This window comes from Pelagibacterium flavum, assembly GCF_025854335.1.
GTDB classification, from domain to species: domain Bacteria; phylum Pseudomonadota; class Alphaproteobacteria; order Rhizobiales; family Devosiaceae; genus Pelagibacterium; species Pelagibacterium flavum.
Genome location: NZ_CP107716.1, coordinates 3,058,735 through 3,075,646 on the forward strand (window position 1 = coordinate 3,058,735; position 16,912 = coordinate 3,075,646).

The 16,912-nt window shown below is 61.6% G+C and carries 20 protein-coding genes; 8 read left to right on the forward strand and 12 right to left on the reverse strand.

Annotated elements, in window-relative coordinates:
- Positions 1 to 19: 19 nt before the first annotated feature.
- The 3 genes from OF122_RS15395 to OF122_RS15405 all read right to left on the reverse strand — a co-directional run bounded on the left by OF122_RS15395 (position 20) and on the right by OF122_RS15405 (position 2,251).
- Positions 20 to 1,354 (reverse strand): NAD(P)/FAD-dependent oxidoreductase, encoded by a 1,335-nt coding sequence (locus OF122_RS15395; RefSeq protein WP_264225071.1) that lies wholly within the window; start codon positions 1,352 to 1,354, stop codon positions 20 to 22.
- On the reverse strand, positions 1,354 to 1,518 hold the full coding sequence (locus OF122_RS15400) for a hypothetical protein (protein WP_264225072.1): 165 nt from the start codon (positions 1,516 to 1,518) through the stop codon (positions 1,354 to 1,356). Before OF122_RS15400 ends, OF122_RS15395 begins: the two co-directional genes overlap by 1 nt.
- Before the next feature lie 118 nt (positions 1,519 to 1,636).
- Entirely contained in the window at positions 1,637 to 2,251 is a 615-nt protein-coding gene (locus OF122_RS15405; protein WP_264225073.1) for a biotin transporter BioY, read from the reverse strand.
- Positions 2,252 to 2,318: 67 nt separating this feature from the next.
- Between OF122_RS15405 and OF122_RS15410 the strand changes: the two genes are divergently transcribed.
- Positions 2,319 to 3,239 carry an MBL fold metallo-hydrolase gene (locus tag OF122_RS15410; RefSeq protein WP_264225074.1) on the forward strand — a complete coding sequence of 307 codons (921 nt, stop codon included), beginning with the start codon at positions 2,319 to 2,321 and terminating at the stop codon, positions 3,237 to 3,239.
- Here the strand turns inward: OF122_RS15410 and OF122_RS15415 are convergent.
- Together OF122_RS15415 and pdxH are read right to left on the reverse strand one after the other, a co-directional pair.
- Positions 3,207 to 4,025 carry a DUF1499 domain-containing protein gene (locus tag OF122_RS15415; RefSeq protein WP_264225075.1) on the reverse strand — a complete coding sequence of 273 codons (819 nt, stop codon included), beginning with the start codon at positions 4,023 to 4,025 and terminating at the stop codon, positions 3,207 to 3,209. The genes OF122_RS15410 and OF122_RS15415 overlap by 33 nt on opposite strands.
- Before the next feature lie 4 nt (positions 4,026 to 4,029).
- Positions 4,030 to 4,671, reverse strand: a complete 642-nt coding sequence (gene pdxH / locus OF122_RS15420; RefSeq protein WP_408636254.1) for a pyridoxamine 5'-phosphate oxidase — start codon at positions 4,669 to 4,671, stop codon at positions 4,030 to 4,032.
- A 139-nt stretch (positions 4,672 to 4,810) separates the two neighbouring features.
- Between pdxH and OF122_RS15425 the strand changes: the two genes are divergently transcribed.
- Positions 4,811 to 5,779 (forward strand): J domain-containing protein, encoded by a 969-nt coding sequence (locus tag OF122_RS15425; RefSeq protein ID WP_264225076.1) that lies wholly within the window; start codon positions 4,811 to 4,813, stop codon positions 5,777 to 5,779.
- 61 nt (positions 5,780 to 5,840) lie between these two features.
- Here OF122_RS15425 and OF122_RS15430 read toward each other — a convergent pair whose 3' ends face one another.
- A complete protein-coding gene (locus tag OF122_RS15430; protein ID WP_264225077.1) occupies positions 5,841 to 6,791 on the reverse strand; it encodes an L-threonylcarbamoyladenylate synthase in 951 nt (316 codons plus the stop codon).
- 72 nt (positions 6,792 to 6,863) lie between these two features.
- On the opposite strand from OF122_RS15430, the gene OF122_RS15435 reads away from it, so the two are divergent.
- The 5 genes from OF122_RS15435 to OF122_RS15455 all read left to right on the forward strand — a co-directional run bounded on the left by OF122_RS15435 (position 6,864) and on the right by OF122_RS15455 (position 9,776).
- Positions 6,864 to 7,814: a histone deacetylase family protein gene (locus tag OF122_RS15435; RefSeq protein ID WP_264225078.1), complete on the forward strand. Its 951-nt coding sequence runs from the start codon at positions 6,864 to 6,866 to the stop codon at positions 7,812 to 7,814.
- Positions 7,815 to 7,830: 16 nt separating this feature from the next.
- Complete coding sequence (locus OF122_RS15440; protein ID WP_264225079.1) at positions 7,831 to 8,064, forward strand: exodeoxyribonuclease VII small subunit; 234 nt, start codon at positions 7,831 to 7,833, stop codon at positions 8,062 to 8,064.
- 15 nt (positions 8,065 to 8,079) lie between these two features.
- Entirely contained in the window at positions 8,080 to 8,667 is a 588-nt protein-coding gene (locus OF122_RS15445; protein ID WP_264225080.1) for an SCO family protein, read from the forward strand.
- Complete coding sequence (locus OF122_RS15450; protein WP_264225081.1) at positions 8,664 to 9,398, forward strand: TlyA family RNA methyltransferase; 735 nt, start codon at positions 8,664 to 8,666, stop codon at positions 9,396 to 9,398. The genes OF122_RS15445 and OF122_RS15450 overlap by 4 nt, the downstream gene beginning before the upstream one ends.
- Before the next feature lie 66 nt (positions 9,399 to 9,464).
- Positions 9,465 to 9,776, forward strand: coding sequence for a hypothetical protein (locus tag OF122_RS15455; protein WP_264225082.1), 312 nt, complete (start codon positions 9,465 to 9,467; stop codon positions 9,774 to 9,776).
- A gap of 60 nt (positions 9,777 to 9,836) precedes the next feature.
- On the opposite strand, the gene OF122_RS15460 is transcribed toward OF122_RS15455, so the two are convergent.
- From OF122_RS15460 to fabI, 6 genes are all read right to left on the reverse strand, one after another.
- Positions 9,837 to 10,103, reverse strand: coding sequence for a hypothetical protein (locus OF122_RS15460; protein ID WP_264225083.1), 267 nt, complete (start codon positions 10,101 to 10,103; stop codon positions 9,837 to 9,839).
- A gap of 83 nt (positions 10,104 to 10,186) precedes the next feature.
- Positions 10,187 to 11,266, reverse strand: a complete 1,080-nt coding sequence (gene ribB / locus OF122_RS15465) for a 3,4-dihydroxy-2-butanone-4-phosphate synthase (protein WP_264227681.1) — start codon at positions 11,264 to 11,266, stop codon at positions 10,187 to 10,189.
- A gap of 2 nt (positions 11,267 to 11,268) precedes the next feature.
- On the reverse strand, positions 11,269 to 12,390 hold the full coding sequence (gene aroC, locus OF122_RS15470) for a chorismate synthase (RefSeq protein WP_264225084.1): 1,122 nt from the start codon (positions 12,388 to 12,390) through the stop codon (positions 11,269 to 11,271).
- A gap of 1,018 nt (positions 12,391 to 13,408) precedes the next feature.
- Positions 13,409 to 13,846, reverse strand: coding sequence for a group III truncated hemoglobin (locus OF122_RS15475; RefSeq protein ID WP_264225085.1), 438 nt, complete (start codon positions 13,844 to 13,846; stop codon positions 13,409 to 13,411).
- On the reverse strand, positions 13,840 to 14,466 hold the full coding sequence (locus OF122_RS15480; RefSeq protein ID WP_264225086.1) for a histidine phosphatase family protein: 627 nt from the start codon (positions 14,464 to 14,466) through the stop codon (positions 13,840 to 13,842). The genes OF122_RS15475 and OF122_RS15480 overlap by 7 nt, the downstream gene beginning before the upstream one ends.
- 72 nt (positions 14,467 to 14,538) lie before the next feature.
- On the reverse strand, positions 14,539 to 15,339 hold the full coding sequence (fabI, locus tag OF122_RS15485; RefSeq protein WP_264225087.1) for an enoyl-ACP reductase FabI: 801 nt from the start codon (positions 15,337 to 15,339) through the stop codon (positions 14,539 to 14,541).
- A gap of 144 nt (positions 15,340 to 15,483) precedes the next feature.
- Here fabI and OF122_RS15490 point away from each other — a divergent pair, with 144 nt between their 5' ends.
- On the forward strand, positions 15,484 to 16,896 hold the full coding sequence (locus tag OF122_RS15490; RefSeq protein ID WP_264225088.1) for an FAD-binding oxidoreductase: 1,413 nt from the start codon (positions 15,484 to 15,486) through the stop codon (positions 16,894 to 16,896).
- The last annotated feature ends 16 nt before the right edge of the window (positions 16,897 to 16,912 follow it).

Here is a 16,912-nt window from a genome sequence, read left to right on the forward strand (position 1 = left end):
ATGCAAAAGGAAAAAGCGGCTAACCCGGCGCGTTGATCGTCTTGTCGAGCTCCTCATCGACAGCTTTGGGGTTGTCGAGGGCGCGGGTGGCGGCTTCGTCGGGGCCGGTGATGAGGCGGGCGCCCTTGGCATAGGTCAGCCAGCTCCATAGCCAGTTGACCAAGACGTTGATGCGATTGCGGAAGCCTACGAGATAGGCGATGTGGACGGCACCCCAGAGCATCCAGGCGGGAAAGCCTTTAACTTCGAGCTTGCCGAACTTGCCCACAGCGGCGTAACGCCCAATGGTCGCCATGGTGCCCCAGTCCCGGTAGCGGAACGGGCCCTGTGGGCTTTGGCCCTGTTGCTGCCGAATTATGGCCTCGGCGACATACTGGCCCTGCTGCTTGGCAACAGGCGCGAGGGCGGGCAGTGGCTTGCCATCCTGATCTGCCACAGAGGCAGCGTCGCCGATGACGTAAACGCCGGGCAAATCGGGAACGGTGAGATCGGACGCGACGGAAACCGTGCCGTTCTTGTTGGTTTCCAGCCCCAGCCATTTGCCGACCGGTGTCGCCTCGACCCCTGCGCACCAGAAGATGTTGGATGTTTCAAAAAAATCTTCGCCGGCGAGAACACCATTTTCATCGATGCGTTTTACGGGGGAATTGGTGTGAACCTCCACCCCGAGATGAGCCAGTTTGCGCTCCGTATAGGCACCCAGATGGGCCGGATAGGCGTTGAGGAGAGTATCGACGGCCTCCACGAGGATTACGCGCGTATCGCGAGGATCAATATTGGTGAAATCCTTGGCCAGCGTGGCTTTCGCCAGATCAGCGAGCGCGCCGGCTGTTTCGACGCCGGTGGGGCCGCCGCCGATGACGACGAAGGTCATCAGGCGTTTGCGCAATTGCGGATTGTCGGTGGTTTCGGCCCGCTCGAACGCGAGAAGGACGCGGCGGCGGATGTTGAGGGCATCATCGATGGATTTGAGTGCGGGGGCAAAGGGTCGCCATTGGTCCTCTTTGCCAAAATAAGTGAAGGATGAGCCGGTCGCCACAATCAGATGGCTGTAAGCGATTTCATCGCCACCAGCAGCACGAACGACGCGGCGGGTGGTATCGACCCCTTCAATCTCTTCCATGAGGATCTCGATCGCGCCGCCCTTACCAGGCGAAAGGACGGCTCTGATGGGCACGGCGATTTCTGCGGGCGACAGGGCAGCCGTTGCCACCTGATACAGCAGCGGCTGGAAAAGATGATGGTTGCGCTTGTCGATGATGGTGAATGGCACCCCGGCACGGGCGAGAGTCTTGGCCGCACTCAAGCCCCCAAAGCCAGCGCCAACAATGACGACGCGTCCCTCATCTGTCATCAGTCCTTGCTTTCATCCTTGTGATAGAGATCGTGCGCGGCATGCTCGGCTGCATCTTTCTGGCGCGGCGTGGCTTTGGACGATCTGATAGCGCCATAAGCGATGACAAGGCCGAGAATGACGGCGCCGCCCAGTACGGCGAACAGCCAGGGGAAGGATTCCATTTCGTTCTCCTTTCGATTATGCGCCTTGAAAAGAGAACGCCCTGCACGCCGGGGAGTTGCAAAAACAAAGGGCCGGTCAGTGACCGGCCCTTCACGATTTCATCAGGTCTAGAGCGCCTTACTTGCGCTGAAGCAGGGACCAGCCACCAACGACGGTCATGGCAGCGAAGGCCATCTTGACGATGTCCCAGACGATGAAGGGCTGAACAGCAAGCTGGAAAGCTGAAACCAGGGCATTGGACTGATCGATCCATGCAGCCTGGCCGGCCATGGTGAGCAGCCATGCGAACCCAAACATGAACATCACGATGTTACCGGCCAACATGGCGGTAAAGCCGGTAAAGACGTTGCGCATCGCGCCGCGGTCGGCCAGCCAGCCGATGATGGCGGCCATGACCAAAAAGCCGATCAGGAAGCCACCGGTGGGGCCGAAGAGGTAAGGAATTCCGGCAAAGGCGCCGGCAAAAACGGGAATGCCCACGGCGCCCTGTGCGAGATAGAGACCGACCGTGGCGGTTGCCATGCGGAAGCCAAACGCCCCCGCGATCAGCGCAATGGCCATGGATTGCAGCGTGACCGGCACTGGCCAGACCGGCACATTGACCTTGGCGGCCATGGTGATCAGCAGCGAGCCCAGGAATGCGACGGCAATCGCTGAAACGATGCGTGCAGCCTGCGACTTGGGCTGATAAAGACCGAGAAGCGTGTTCGAAGTGGCTAAAGTCGTGGCCATAACTTGTCCCTTTGGGTTAAAGCCGAAGCAGAGACCATCGTTCTAACCACACACGGCACCGCGCGCAATGCCCGCAAGTTCGGCCTCCCCACCCTATGACCGCGCATTCGACCCTCGCACCGGCGAAATGGTGGAGGTTGCACCCGGCATCGCGCGGATCACTGCACCCAATGCGAGCGCCTACACGTTTACCGGCACCAACAGTTTTCTGATCGGCGGCAATGAGATCGCGGTGCTCGATCCGGGCCCCGACGATGACGCTCATCTTCGCGCGCTACGCGCAGGGATCGGAGAGCGCAAGGTGGTGGCGGTAATACTGACCCACACCCACCGCGACCATAGCGGGCTGGCGCGGCGGCTGGCGGCGGAAACGGGAGCGCCATTATGGTCGAACGGGCCGCACAGGCTCTCGCGGCGGCTCAAGCCGCTGGAATTCAATCCCTTCGGGCGATCAGGTGATTTCAGGCTCAAGCCCGACAGGGTGTTGAACGATGGAGATGTGCTGGTCATTGACGGGATGAAGCTGCGCGTCGTCGCCACGCCCGGCCATTGCGCCAACCATATCGCCTTGGCCCTTGAGGGCCAGGATTTCGTGTTGATGGGCGATCATGTGATGGGGTGGAACTCCACGGTGGTGGCCACGCCCGACGGGGATCTGGGCGATTATCTGACCTCGCTCGACAAAGTCATCGCCCTGCCCCAGACCCGGTATCTGCCCGGGCATGGGGGCGAAATTGCCGATGGACGTGCGTTTGCGCGGGCGCTCAAGGCACATCGGCTGATGCGGAACGGGCAATTGCTCGACGTGGTGCGGCGGGGCCCGACCACACTTTCGGCGGCGGCGCGTGCCGTCTATCCGGGCCTTGAAGGAAAGTTCGCGATGGCGGGAAAGCAAACGCTGCTCTCGCATGCCGAATATCTGGCGGAGCGCGCGGAAATCGGGCTCCGGCGCACCCTATTGGGCGTCCGTCTCTTCCCCCGGCGCTAGCTCGGTCTGCGGCACTGGCAGTTGGTCTGGAACGGGCTGCGCCATATTGTTCTGAATATAGGTCGAAACCCTGTCATCGAGTGCGAGCAGAAACGCCTCAATGGCGCGACCGTTGTCGCCGAGGTCGTGATAGACCGGGTGGAGCGAGGCGGCCCGCAGATCGATCAGCGCGCCTATGGGATTGGGCGCCACGCGGAAGGCGATCTCGTTTTCAAACCCAAGCAGGGAATGACGCAGCGCATTGAGCTGACCGGTGCTGGTTTCAGTCGGCGGCGTCGATGACAGGATTTCCCAACCGTTTGCGCGGGCCAGCGACTGGCCGAGCGAAAACAGGGTTTCAGGGGGCAACTGGTAAATGCGGGTGATGAGGTTGGGAAAGCTGGCCAGCACCGTTTCCGAATCGATTTCGGATTCATTGGGCCGCGCTTCGACCAATTGGGGGGGATCGACCAGGGCTGTGGTTACATCGGCCGTCGAGGGATAGATCTCGCTCAGGGTCAGCGCCATTCCGGCGGGCGCCAGACACACAAGGCCAAGAAAAAAGCCGACGCTGGCCGGGCCCCACCCCCTATCGCCGGTAAACCAGAGCCGGACATAGGCAGCAATGCCGATCAGAAAGGCCAAGGCGCCGCAGACCGTGCCGATCGCCAGGCTGATTTCGAACACGTCGGCGGTGATCTGACCGAAATAATGCAGCCCGGCCGAAATGAGAATCAATGCGGCGGCAAACAGTGCCAGCCTTCGCGCCCAGATCGCCAGTTTCGAGGTGCGGACGAGGATGCGCATGGACTTACGGATAAAGCCGGGTGCGCGACCAGCCCGTGCTGAGATCGGGGCGTGTGAACAGCACCCGGTCATGGAGCCGGAAGGCGCCATCTTTCCAGAATTCGATCTCAAGCGGCTGGATCCGGAAACCAGACCAATGGGCCGGGCGCCCGATTTCACCATCGGCAAACTGTTCGGTCAGCGCCTCGACGCGCTCGACAAGCGCGTTGCGGCTTTGAAGCGGGCGGGACTGGTCCGACGCGTGGGCGCCAATGCGTGACTGGGCCGGGCGCGAAGCAAAGTAGGCATCAGCCTCCGCCTGGCTCACCGGTTCGACCGGACCGCGCACACGAACCTGGCGGCGCAGGCTTTTCCAGTGAAACAGCAACGCGGCCATGGGGTGGGCAAGCAGCTGGCGACCCTTTGCCGATTCGAAATTGGTGAAAAAGACAAAACCCTCGTGAGAATAGCCGTTGAGGAGCACCATGCGAAGATCGGGCATGCCGTTCTGATCCACGCTGGCAACCGCCATGGCATTGGGATCGTTGGGCTCAGTCTCACGGGCCTCTTCGAGCCAATGGGGAAAGAGTTCGAGAGGATCGATAGTGCCATCATAGGCATCGTCGAACAGCAGATCAGTGAGCGAAGCCGTCACGGCAAAATCCATCCCGTCTGGACATTATGGGGGGCCGTGGCCATATAGAACGCAAAGCTGCGGTGCTTCAATGCCCGCAAATCGTGGATCGAAAGGACGTGGCGCTGCCGGACGACAAGCCGGAGCGCCCTTTCAAGGTGTAACAAAGCGAATGCGCGACCCCTATACAGTGCTCGGAGTGTCAAAGAGCGCCAGCGAAAAGGAGATCAAGAGCGCCTACCGCAAGCTGGCCAAAACCTATCATCCGGACCAGAACCCGAACGACAAGAAGGCGCACGAGAAATTCGCCGAGGCGACGGCGGCCTACGACCTGCTTTCGGACAAGACCAAGCGGGGACAATATGACCGCGGGGAGATCGATGCCGACGGCAATCCCAAATTCGCCGGGTTCGGCGGATTCGACCCGTCGGGAATGCGCGGCGGACGCCCCGGCGCGGGCGCCGGAGCGGGCGGGTTCAACGCCGAGGATATTCTCAAGGAATTCATGAGCGGATTTGGCGGCACGCGACGTGGCCCGGCGGGTGGGAATCCGTTCGGCGCGGGCGCGGGCGCGGGCAGCGCCAGTTGGGATCCGTTTACCGGCGCAACGACCGGCGCTGCCGGATCGGCCAAGGGCGAGGACGTTGTGGTCAATCTGGCCGTGTCGCTGGAAGACGCCCATAAGGGCGGCTCGGTCCCTGTTACCCTGCCCTCGGGCAAGACGGTATCGGTCAAGCTCCCCTCACCGCTCGAAGAGGGCCAGCAGGTGCGGCTGCGTGGCCAGGGCAGGCCTTCGCCGCTTACCGGGCAGCCCGGCGATGCGCTGGTGACGGTCAAATTTGCCAGGCACAAGCAGTTCCGCAAGGACGGCCATGATCTGCGCGTTGATGTGCCGATTACGCTCTATGAGGCCGTTCTGGGCGCCAAGGTGCGCGTGCCGACACTGGATGGGGCCGTGGAACTCAATCTGCCGCCGGGACCCGATACGGCAAAGGCCATGCGGCTCAAAGGCAAGGGGTTGTTCGGCAAGGGCGATCTCTACGTCAATCTGCGGATCGTTCTGCCCAAGGGCGGCGACCCGGACCTCGAGAGCCTGATGCGGTTCTGGAAGGATCAAAAGCCCTACAAGGTGAGAGACTAGAGCATTTTTTGCGCTTCTTTGAAGCGCTTCAATTGCTCCAGGTCTTTGCTTTGTCGCGCGATCAGGTGCGCGGCGCTGCCGCCCTTTCAAGCCGATCGTTGATTGCTTCCCCCAACCCATCATGGGGGATGGGAGCAACGGCGATGGCCTTTGTGCCTTCGCTATCGAGGCAAGCCAGGTGGGAAAACAGGTTTCGTGCCGCCTCACGCAGATCGCGGGAGGGCGACAGGTTCAACATCGGTCCCGAGAAGCCCTTTGGTTCGCTCCCGAAAGCGAGATAAGCCTCGTTGCGTTGGGGCGTGGCGGCGTTGAGCCTGAGAGCTGCGTTTGGGGCGTAGTGGCTTTTGAGCATTCCCGGTGCGGTGATGGCAGCATTTGGGGCGGCGATCGCGATGGGGTACCCGAGGACGGTTTCGATGTCCTGCCGCGCAAGGGCACCGGCGCGCAACTGGGTGACCGTATCGTCGGTGACGGCGACGATCGTGGATTCCAAACCGCTTTGGCAGGGGCCGCCGCCGAGAACCGGAACCGCACCGACAAAGGCTGTGCGGACATGGTCGGCCGTGGTGGGTGAGAGTTTGCCCGACGGGTTGGCCGACGGAGCGGCAACGGGACGGCCGAGGGCGGCGATCAAATCGCGGGCCATGGGATGGGCCGGCACACGCAGGCCGACCGTATCGAGCCCGGCCGTAACGAGATCGGAAAGACCTGCGTCGGGTTTGAGGGGAACAACCAGGGTCAATGGACCAGGCCAGAAGGCGTCGGCCAGACGGAGGGCGAGTGGGGGAAAGTCGCCGAAGCGCTCGGCCATTGCCCTATCGGCGCAGTGGGAAATGAGGGGATTGAAGCGCGGGCGGCCCTTGGTTTCATAGATTTTGAGGACAGCATCTGAATTGGTGGCGTCAGCGCCAAGGCCATAGACCGTCTCTGTCGCAAAGGCGCACAACTCGCCCCTGTCAAGCAAGGCTGCGGCTTCGGCAACGGTCTGGGGATCGGTGGGTGCTGGCTTCATCGACGTTGTTTGACAAGCGCCCGGTGCCGCGTCAAGAAGAGGTGACAGCCGAGGCCTAAGATCGGGACCTAGATGACGACCCTTCTCATCAGCCAGACAAACGGGTCTGCGCATGCGACACCGAGCGGCCACGTCGAGCGACAGGAGCGGATTGAAGCTGCGGCCAAGGCATTGTCGCATCCTCGCTTCGGGGCATTGACCCGCGAGATGGCCGGGCCGGGCGATCTTGAGCTGGCCGAACTGGTCCACAGCCGAAAGGTCATGGATACGATTCGTGCCACGCGGCCGGCCGAAGGGATCGGGCAGATCGATCCCGATACATTCGTCTCCTCACGCAGTCTTGAAGCGGCGGCGACTGCGCTGGGCGGGGTGTTGCGGGGTGTTGAGGCGGTTATTCTGGGCGAGGCGCATAATGCGTTCGTGCTGGCGCGCCCGCCGGGGCACCATGCCGAGCGCGACCGCTCGATGGGGTTCTGCCTCGTAAACACAATCGCCATCGCCGCACGGCAGGCGCAGCGGCTCCACGGCGCCGAGCGTGTGGCAATCATCGATTTCGACGTGCATCACGGCAATGGCACGCAGGACATTTTTGCCGACGATCCCTCGGTTTTTTACGCTTCGTCGCACCAGATGCCGCTCTATCCGGGGACCGGCGCGCCGCACGAAGACGGTGTCGGCAATATCGTCAATGCCGCACTACCAGCCGGCAGCGGCGGCGCCGAAATGCGGGTGGTTTACAAGGAGCAGATATTGCCGGCGCTCGATAATTTCGCGCCGGACCTCATCCTTGTATCGGCCGGGTTCGACGCAGAGCGGCGTGATCCGCTGGCGCAGCTCGAATGGGTGGGCTCCGATTTCGCCTGGCTCACGGGAAAGTTGATGGACATTGCCGAGAAGCGCTGCTCAAACCGTTTGGTCTCGATGCTCGAAGGCGGCTACGATCTTGGCGGGCTTGCCTCAGGGGTATCGGCGCATGTAGGCATGCTGCTGACCGGCGAAGCCGGACCCGAATACGACGATTAAAGACAAAGGGGCAGTTATGACCGAGATCGCCGAAATGAGCTTTGAAGCGGCGCTGGACGAACTTGAAAAGATCGTTGCGCAGCTCGAAGGCGGCAAGGCGCCCCTGCAGGAATCGATTGCGATTTATGAGCGCGGCGAAGCGCTCAAGCGCCATTGCGAAGCCCTGCTCAAGCAGGCCGAAGCGCGGATCGAAAAGATCACGCTGGCCAAGGACGGCACGCCCGTCGGCGTCGAGCCGCTGGATCAATAGGTCAGGAATTTCGCAGTGCTGGGAAAAGTGCGCATCGTTCTGTGGGCCCTCGTGGCGCTTGCAGCGGTTTCGGCCACGGTCATCTATCTGACAAAGCCCATCCAGCCCTCGGGTGCGATGTTTGGCGGGCCGTTCGAGATGGTGGCGACATCGACGGGCGAAACGTTTACCCAAGACGATTTGCTGGGCACGCCAACGCTGATGTTCTTTGGCTTCACGCATTGTCCCGACGTGTGCCCCACCACGCTTGCCGAAGCGACCGGCTGGAAGCAGTCGCTCGGGCTTGAAGATGACGAGTTGCGGATCATCTTCGTTTCGGTCGACCCCGAGCGCGATACCATCGAGCATACGCGCGAATATCTGTCCAATTTCGGGCCCGATGTGATGGGGCTGGTGGGCGACGAAGGGCAGACCGAGCAGATCAAACGCTCCTACGGAGTGTTCTCCGAAAAGGTCGAAGCCGAAGGCTCGACCGACTATCTGGTCAATCACACCGCCTCGGTGTTCATGATCGATGCCGAGGGCGACTTTTTCGGCACAATCGCCTGGGGCGAGGACAGCCAAACGGCACTCGACAAGGTGAGGCGCCTCACGGCGTCATGAGACGGATAAGGCTCGATATCGCGCTTGAACAGCGCGGTCTCGTCCAGTCACGGGCACGGGCGCGAGACGCTGTTCTGCGTGGCACGGTGACCGTAAATGGCGCTGCGGCAGGCAAACCCAGCCAACTTGTGGCCGAGACCGATGCCGTTGCGCTGGATGATCCGGCCTCACGCTATGTTTCCCGAGCGGCGCTCAAGCTGGTCGAAGGGCTGGACCGCAGCGGGTTCGATCCCAAGGGCAGGATCTGTCTCGATCTTGGGGCATCGACGGGCGGGTTCAGCCAGGTGCTGGCCGAGCGCGGTGCCCGGTTGATCTATGCCGTCGACGTGGGGCATGGACAATTGCATGATGATGTTGGGGCGCTCGGAAATGTGGTGTCGCTCGAAGGGGTCAATGCCCGCGACCTGACGTCGGAGCTGATTGCGGAGCCAATCGAGCTTCTGGTCTCCGATGTGAGCTTTGTGTCGCTGACCAAGATCATTGATGCCCCGTCAGCCCTGTGCGCGCCGGGAGCGCAGGCAATACTGCTCATCAAGCCGCAGTTCGAGGTGGGACGTGACAATATCGGCAAGGGCGGCATTGTCGTGCCCGGGCCGCATGTGGAGGCGGCGGTTGAGGAGGTTCTGGCCCATATGGACGCACTGGGCTGGGAACGGGCAGGACTATGGCCTTCCCCTATCAAGGGCGGGGACGGGAATGGAGAGTTTCTGGCCGGCTTTCGGCGGCGCTGAAAAATGCTTGCGGACGGGAAATTGGCGGCCTTACTAATAGACCGAGCAGATTTCTGGGGACCCAAGATGAAACACGCAATCGCCACGGCCATACTTGTCGCGAGTGTTCTGTTGAGCGCCTCGGCGCCGGCCTATACGATCAAGGGCGGGGTTCTGTGCGATGAAATCATGGCCGAACACGAGGTCGAAGATTATCACAACATGAACCGCTGGTGGTTGCTGGGGTACTTTACGGCACGGAACATGTATGAGGACGCCGATGTCGGTTACGGCATCGATGACGAAGTGATCTACGAGCGGGCCTACAAATTCTGTTCGGCCAATCTGGTCAAGAATTGGGACGACGCGGCCTATAGCGTTTACAACGACATGCGCTAATTGCTTGTTTTGTCGCGTTTCCGAACCGGATAAGTGGTTTCCATTTATCCTGGAAACGCTCTAGCCGGGGCGGTGCGGGCGGGAGCGTTTGAAGGTCCGGGCGATGGTGCCTGCAGTGCGTGTTTCAAGGTGGGTCAGGGCCTGGTCAAGGCCCTTCCAGCGGCGGCGCAGGCGGCGAACCGAGCGCAAGGCAAATTTTGAGCTGCCGAGCAAAAGGAAAATGGCGAGAGCCATCATCGGCACTCCGACCGGGATGGGCGTCGGCGCCAGAATAGCTCCCACAACAAGGAGCACCAGCGCGACGGGAATCGTTGCGACCCTCCACATATCCGCCAGTCTCCCGATCCTGAGCGATCAGGTCACCGCTAATCGATGTTGGCCACAAATTGATGACGGCGGGCAGTCAATTTCTAATCGGAAATCGTAATTCCGAAGGCCTCAAGTCCGACATAGTGGCGCGAACGTGAGGACATCGGCTTGATGGCGGAGATGCCGAGATCTCGCAGGATCTGGGCGCCGAGCCCGACTTCACGCCATTCGGCATCCCGATCACGCGCCGAACCATGGTCTTCGCGCTCGGCTTCAGCGGCGGCCTTGTCATAGGCGACACCTGCATTGCCTTCGCGCAGATAGACCAGAACGCCACCGGTTTCGGCCAGAGCGGCAATCGATGCGTTGAGCGTTTCGGCGCCACCGAACACGTCGGTCACGATATCCTCACGTTGGAGGCGGACGTTGACCGACGCGCCCTGCCCCACGTCACCGAACACCAGCGCGAGATGCTGCACGCGATCAAACGGGGTTGAGTAGGCATAGGCGATGGCGCGACCGGCGACGGTATCCATCTCGAAGGTCGCGACCCGCTCAACGAGCTTTTCGCGACGCTGGCGGTAGGCGATCAGATCAGCGACCGAGATCAGCGGCAGGCCATGAGTTGCCGCAAAATCGGCGACCTGCTGGCCACGGGTTACCGTGCCGTCATCATTGACCAGTTCGCAGATCACCCCGACATCGGGCAGATCGGCGAGTTTGCACAGATCGACTGCGGCCTCGGTGTGGCCCGAGCGCATGAGGACGCCGCCCCGCCGGGCGATCAGCGGGAAGATATGGCCGGGGCGCGAGAAATCCTCGGCGGCCACATTGCCGTTGGTCAATGCGCGAACAGTTGCGGTGCGGTCCTCGGCGGAGATGCCGGTCGTGGTGCCGTGCTTGAAATCTATGGTGACGGTGAATGCCGTCGAATGCGCGGAATCATTGGTGGCGACCATCGGATCGAGGCGCAGTTTCTGGGCACGCTCGCCAGTTATCGGGGCACAGACGATACCAGAGGTGTGGCGCACGATGAAGGCCATCTGCTCGGGCGTGATGGTGGACGCGGCAGCAATGATATCGCCCTCGCCTTCCCTGTCGTGATCGTCAATCACAACGACCATCTGGCCGCTCTTCATGGCTTCGAGCGCCGCCTGGACGCGCTGATCGGATTCAGAGATCATTACAGATCGTTCCTTCCAAATCCGATGCCGCCTTCGCGGCCGGTCTGGCCGCGGTGGCGCAGCATGTGATCGGCCAAAACGCAGGCCATCATGGCTTCGCCGATAGGCACGGCGCGGATGCCGACGCAAGGGTCGTGGCGGCCTTTGGTGATGATATCGGCGTCCTCGTTTTCCGTGGTGACGGTCTGGCGGGGCGTGAGAATCGAGCTGGTGGGCTTGACCGCAAACCGGGCAACGATGGGGTCGCCATTCGAGATGCCGCCGAGGATGCCGCCGGCCTTGTTGGACAGGAATTGGGGCAGCGGGCGGTCCGAGCGCATCTGATCGGCGTTTTCCTCGCCGGTCAATTCGGCAGCATGCATCCCCTCGCCGATCTCGACGCCCTTGACGGCATTGATCGACATGAAGGCAGCAGCAATATCGGCGGACAATTTGCCATAGATCGGCGCGCCCCAGCCAGCGGGCACGCCTTCAGCCACGACTTCGATAATGGCGCCGACGGACGAACCCGCCTTGCGAATGCCGTCGAGGTAGGTAGCCCAGGTTTCTGCGGCCTTGGGATCGGCGCAGAAGAACGGATTCTGATCGACCTGGTCCCAATCGAAATTGGCGTAATCGATCTTGTGGGGTCCGATCTGGACGAGCGAGGCGCGGATGGTGACATCGGGAATTACCAGCTTGGCGACGGCGCCGGCGGCGACGCGGGCGGCGGTTTCGCGGGCCGAGGAGCGGCCACCGCCGCGATAATCGCGGATGCCGTATTTCTGGAAATAGGTGTAATCGGCATGGCCGGGGCGAAACTTGTCGCGGATGTCGGAATAGTCTTTCGAACGCTGATCGGTGTTTTCGATCATCAACGAAATCGGCGTACCGGTGGTGCGCAAACCGTCTGTGCGCTCGTCCTCGAAAACGCCGGAAAGGATTTTGACCTCGTCGGCCTCGCGGCGCTGGGTGGTGTAGCGCGACTGGCCCGGCTTGCGGCGGTCAAGATCGCGCTGGATCACTTCGGCGGAAATCGGCAGATCGGGCGGCACGCCATCGACGACGACGCCAAGCGCCGGGCCGTGGCTCTCACCCCAGGTGGTGAAGCGGAAAAGATGGCCGAAGGAATTGTCGCTCATGGGAAGTGCCCCTGAAGTGTTGGGGGTGTTCTAGGCAGCGGCAAGGGTGCGGTCAATCATTCGATGGGATTAGCGGGGGCGGCAGCGGGCTGCCAAGGCGCCTTCTTTTCAAGCACGCCAAAACCTCCGACGGCGATGTCGCCTCGGGCTATGATCGCCATTCGAGCTTAGCTCTCATGGCCTTCTCACCTCCAATCGTGCCACCGGCACGATTGGCCGAAGGACGGATCGAAGTAGACGGCATGGGGCGATGAACGCTCCGCATGTTTAGTTAGTATATGAAGCGATCATCGCCCCATGCGACCGGGATTTTTGGCTTAGTCGCCCTTCAGAAGGCTAGGGTCAATCCCTTCCGGGTTTCCCCGGTACGACGGCGTTAGCAAAATCGCGCCAGCCTCAAAATCGAGATCAGGCGGCCGGTTCACGCCGTCCGGCGCTTGTGACGTTTGGGCCTTCCCTGCGGCGACCCGCAAGGAACCCGGACCGACCCCGCCCAAACGTTCGTTGCGCTTGCGTCCATATGCGCGGGTTCGTGAGAGGGAGTATGGGGGAGGTTGAATGGGCGGGGATAAGTTTCTTTGCGGCTGGGGCGTGTGGCGACGCATCATGATGGATTCCGGGAATAAATCCCGGAATGACAATGGGGGAGAGGCATTGATGAGTTTTCTCACGCGCGTATCCGCCCCCCGCGTCATCCTCGGGCTTGACCCGGGGATCCGCTGCATTGGGCAGCCGGTGAAGGGGCTGGGGTGCGATGAGAGGGCGGTGCGTACCACTTCTGCTGCGCTTGCCGACGCGTTGCGGATCCCCGGGTCAAGCCCGAGGATGACGCGCAGGGGGGTGGTGAGTGGTTGGCGATGGAGCCGAGAGCGTGACCTTCCCCATCACTGTCCCGGACCTGATCCGGGACCCAGCGGCGCTGCCGCTGATCTGGAGCATGCGGCAGGGCACATGGGCCCCGGCGTTCGCCGGGGCAGCGATGGTGGGTGGGAGGGGAAAGGTCGGCGCTAGCGTGTGACTAACGCGAGTGCCGGGGGGAGCGGATTTCGCCGCGCATGTTGCCGATGGCGAGTTCGAAATTGTCGGCGATGCGGCGGGCGCGGATCATGAATTCGTGGGTGATCTCGGGCGTAAAAATTTCCCTCGCCGTCTGCTCGAAAAGAGACAGCCAGCGGTCGAAATGCTCGGCCTGGATGGGCAGGCGCAGATGGGGATTGAGCGGACGACCGGAATAACGGCCGGTGCGCAGCATGATCGAGGACCAGAAATCGGTGATCTGGGCGATGTGCTCGTCCCAATCATGGACAGCGCGATTGAAGACCGGGCCGAGGATTTCGTCCTCTCGGGCGCGGGCGTAAAAGACCGCCACCAGTCTGGCGATATCAGGATCGGTGATGTCGGGATGCGCGGGCCCCGGACGGGTCAGCGGATTGTCATCAGGAGATTGATTTACCACGTCTTTTTCGCTGCGTGCAGGGTCATCCGGCCGGCGGAAAAGTGGGCGATGACGCCCTGGGGCGGGGCCCAGTTGAGGACTTCGCCGCGGGCCACGCCTTCGACCAGATGGCGCAGGACACGCAGCACGCCACCATGCGCCACGATGATCGAGTGATGGGTGAGCCCTTGGGCGAAATCGAGAAGCCGCTCGGCAACATCCTGATAGTTTTCGCCGCCTTCGGGCCGGAAATTCCAATAGGTCGCGTCGCGCTGGCCGGGGGCCAGAGCCTCGCGCTCACGGGCGATTTCGTCGTGCAAGAGGCCCTCGAACTTGCCGAAGGAAATTTCGATCAGCCGCTCATCATAGATGATTTCGGGAAGCGGGACGTCGAAGGCGGCGCGCATGCGTTCCATGGTCTCGCTGGCCCGGCTCAGCGGCGAGGCGTACCATTTGAACTTGGCGGGGTCGCTACCGGATTCTTCAAGCAGAAACCGCAGCAGCGGTCCGTTGGAATCGGCCTGGCGTCTGCCTGTTTCATTTAACGGGATATCGCGGCTGCCCTGATAGCGGCGCTCGCGGTTCCAATCGGTTTCGCCGTGGCGCGCGAAGTAAAAATCGGGCCAACTGACCTGGTGCATGGACGAATCAATCATCTATAAATTTGCGGAGCGCGCAGGCTAGCGCGCTCCTGTGACATTTTATCTGGCCGATTATTCGGCGGGCGCATCCTTGGGCATCGCCTTCATGCCGATGATGTTGTAGCCCGAATCAACATAGTGGATTTCGCCGGTGACACCGCTCGAGAGGTCCGAGAGCAGATAAAGCGCCGAGTTGCCGACTTCGTCGATGGTGACGTTCTTGCGCAGCGGTGCGTTTTCCTCGTTCCATTTGAGCATTTCGCGCAGATCGGAAATGCCCGAGGCGGCAAGCGTCTTGATCGGGCCGGCAGAGATGGCGTTGACGCGGATCTTCTGGGGGCCGAGATCGGAGGCGAGATAGCGCACCGAGGCTTCGAGCGCGGCCTTGGCGACGCCCATCACGTTGTAGTTGGGCAGAACCTTTTCCGCACCGTAATAGGTAAGGGTCAGGATCGAGCCGCCATCGTCCATGAGCGCTTCGGCGCGCTTGGCCAATGCCGTGAGCGAGAACACCGAGATGTTCATGGTCAAAGCGAAATTGCCGGGCGTGGTATCGACATAACGGCCCTCAAGCTCTTCCTTGTTGGAAAAGCCGATAGCGTGGACGAGGAAATCGAGCTTGCCCCATTTGGACTTGAGCACGTTGAACACCGCATCCATGGCGTCGGGGTCGGTCACATCGCACGGCAGGACCAGATCGGAGCCGAACTCGGCGGCGATCGGCTCGACGCGGCGGTGCAGCGCCTCGCCCTGATAGGTGAAGGCCATTTCCGCGCCCTGCGCATGCAGCGCCTTGGCAATGCCGTAGGCGATAGAGCGGTTGTTGGCGACGCCCATAATGAGCCCGCGCTTGCCTTCCATCAAACCAGCCATGGTGTTCTCCGATGATCGTTTCATTGTTGGTGGTTTTGGCACAGGGGATGGGAACGGGCAAGGTGGGAAGCGGCCCGGTGCGGTAGCGAATCCCCTGCCCGCCATGCGATAGTTGGTCCAACTGCTTGCAGAAAGACTTTCAAGATGACCCTTTCCAAAGACCAGATCGTGCCAGCCCTTGTCCAGCTTCTCGGCGAGAACAGCGTTGTTTCCGAAGCGGGCGATATGGCGGGTTATGTTTCCGAGCCGCGTCACCGGTTTCACAAGCAAGCCCAGGCAGTGGCCTTGCCTCGAACCGTGGCCGAGGTGCAGGCGGTGATGGAATGGGCCAGCGAAGTTGGCGTACATATTGTCCCTCAGGCGGGAAATACAGGGCTGGTGGGCGGACAGGTTCCGCTGTTCGGGGACGAGGTTATCCTTTCGATTTCCAAGCTCAAGGGCGTACGGAACGTCGATGCTGCGGCCGGCCACATGACACTCGATGCGGGCACGACGCTGCAGGAAGCCCATGAGATTGCCGAGGAAGCGGGGATGCTGTTTCCGCTCTATATCGCCTCGCAGGGTTCGGCGCGAATCGGAGGGGTGCTGGGATCGAACGCCGGGGGCGTGCAGGTGCTTTCCTATGGCAACGCGCGCGAACTTTGCCTGGGTGTCGAGGCGGTGATGGCGGACGGGTCGATCTACAAAGGGCTCAATGCGCTGCGCAAGGACAATACGGGCTATGATCTGAAAGATCTGCTGGTGGGGTCGGAAGGGACGCTGGGGATCATCACGGCGGCGACGCTGAAGCTTTTTCCCAAGCCCGATGCACATGAGACGGCATTGGTCAATGTAGCATCGCCCGAGGCGGCGCTGGAGCTGTTCACGATGATGCGGGCCCGGGCCGGAAATACGTTGACGGCGTTCGAGTTGATGCCGCGGATCGGGATCGATTTTCAGCTCAAGCACAAGATGATGGCGCAGGATCCGACGGCGGAGATGTCGGACTGGTATGTGCTGGTCGAGATTTCGGTGCCCAGGGGTGGCGTGGCGGGCGGGCTGTCACAGGCGGTCGAGGAGGCATTCGAGAGCGGGTTGGTCGGCAATGGCGTGATTGCGGAAACGTTGAGCCAGCGCGAGGCATTCTGGGCGGCGCGCGAGCAGATGAGCGAAGTGCAATCGCGCGAAGGGGCGTCGATAAAGCACGACGTTTCGGTGCCCGTGGCGGCGGTGCCCGAATTGATCGCGCGGGGCAGTGAGGCGGCGCAAAAGGCGGTGCCCGGCATCCGGCCCGTGCCGTTCGGGCATTTGGGCGATGGCAATATCCATTTCAATTTTTCCCAGCCCGAGGGGGCGGATGGCAAGGCATTCATGGATGGCGCGGAAGCGGTTCATGATGCGGTTTATGGCGTGGTGCTCGAGCTGGGTGGGTCGGTATCGGCCGAGCACGGGATCGGACAGCTCAAGACCGAGTTGCTCAGGCAGGTAAAGGACCCTGTGGCACTGAAAATGATGAAGGCGATCAAATCGGCGCTCGATCCAAAAGGGATTCTCAATCCGGGGAAAATGTTGGGGTAGAAATCGAGCTGGCAAT

Bases quoted from the DNA above. Each gene is read 5' to 3' on its own strand.
- OF122_RS15395 (WP_264225071.1), bottom strand. From the start codon at position 1,354: ATGACAGATGAGGGACGCGTCGTCATTGTTGGCGCTGGCTTTGGGGGC.
- OF122_RS15400 (WP_264225072.1), bottom strand. From the start codon at position 1,518: ATGGAATCCTTCCCCTGGCTGTTCGCCGTACTGGGCGGCGCCGTCATT.
- OF122_RS15405 (WP_264225073.1), bottom strand. From the start codon at position 2,251: ATGGCCACGACTTTAGCCACTTCGAACACGCTTCTCGGTCTTTATCAG.
- OF122_RS15410 (WP_264225074.1), top strand. From the start codon at position 2,319: ATGCCCGCAAGTTCGGCCTCCCCACCCTATGACCGCGCATTCGACCCT.
- OF122_RS15415 (WP_264225075.1), bottom strand. From the start codon at position 4,025: ATGCGCATCCTCGTCCGCACCTCGAAACTGGCGATCTGGGCGCGAAGG.
- pdxH (WP_408636254.1), bottom strand. From the start codon at position 4,671: ATGGATTTTGCCGTGACGGCTTCGCTCACTGATCTGCTGTTCGACGAT.
- OF122_RS15425 (WP_264225076.1), top strand. From the start codon at position 4,811: ATGCGCGACCCCTATACAGTGCTCGGAGTGTCAAAGAGCGCCAGCGAA.
- OF122_RS15430 (WP_264225077.1), bottom strand. From the start codon at position 6,791: ATGAAGCCAGCACCCACCGATCCCCAGACCGTTGCCGAAGCCGCAGCC.
- OF122_RS15435 (WP_264225078.1), top strand. From the start codon at position 6,864: ATGACGACCCTTCTCATCAGCCAGACAAACGGGTCTGCGCATGCGACA.
- OF122_RS15440 (WP_264225079.1), top strand. From the start codon at position 7,831: ATGACCGAGATCGCCGAAATGAGCTTTGAAGCGGCGCTGGACGAACTT.
- OF122_RS15450 (WP_264225081.1), top strand. From the start codon at position 8,664: ATGAGACGGATAAGGCTCGATATCGCGCTTGAACAGCGCGGTCTCGTC.
- OF122_RS15455 (WP_264225082.1), top strand. From the start codon at position 9,465: ATGAAACACGCAATCGCCACGGCCATACTTGTCGCGAGTGTTCTGTTG.
- OF122_RS15460 (WP_264225083.1), bottom strand. From the start codon at position 10,103: ATGTGGAGGGTCGCAACGATTCCCGTCGCGCTGGTGCTCCTTGTTGTG.
- aroC (WP_264225084.1), bottom strand. From the start codon at position 12,390: ATGAGCGACAATTCCTTCGGCCATCTTTTCCGCTTCACCACCTGGGGT.
- OF122_RS15480 (WP_264225086.1), bottom strand. From the start codon at position 14,466: ATGCACCAGGTCAGTTGGCCCGATTTTTACTTCGCGCGCCACGGCGAA.
- fabI (WP_264225087.1), bottom strand. From the start codon at position 15,339: ATGGCTGGTTTGATGGAAGGCAAGCGCGGGCTCATTATGGGCGTCGCC.
- OF122_RS15490 (WP_264225088.1), top strand. From the start codon at position 15,484: ATGACCCTTTCCAAAGACCAGATCGTGCCAGCCCTTGTCCAGCTTCTC.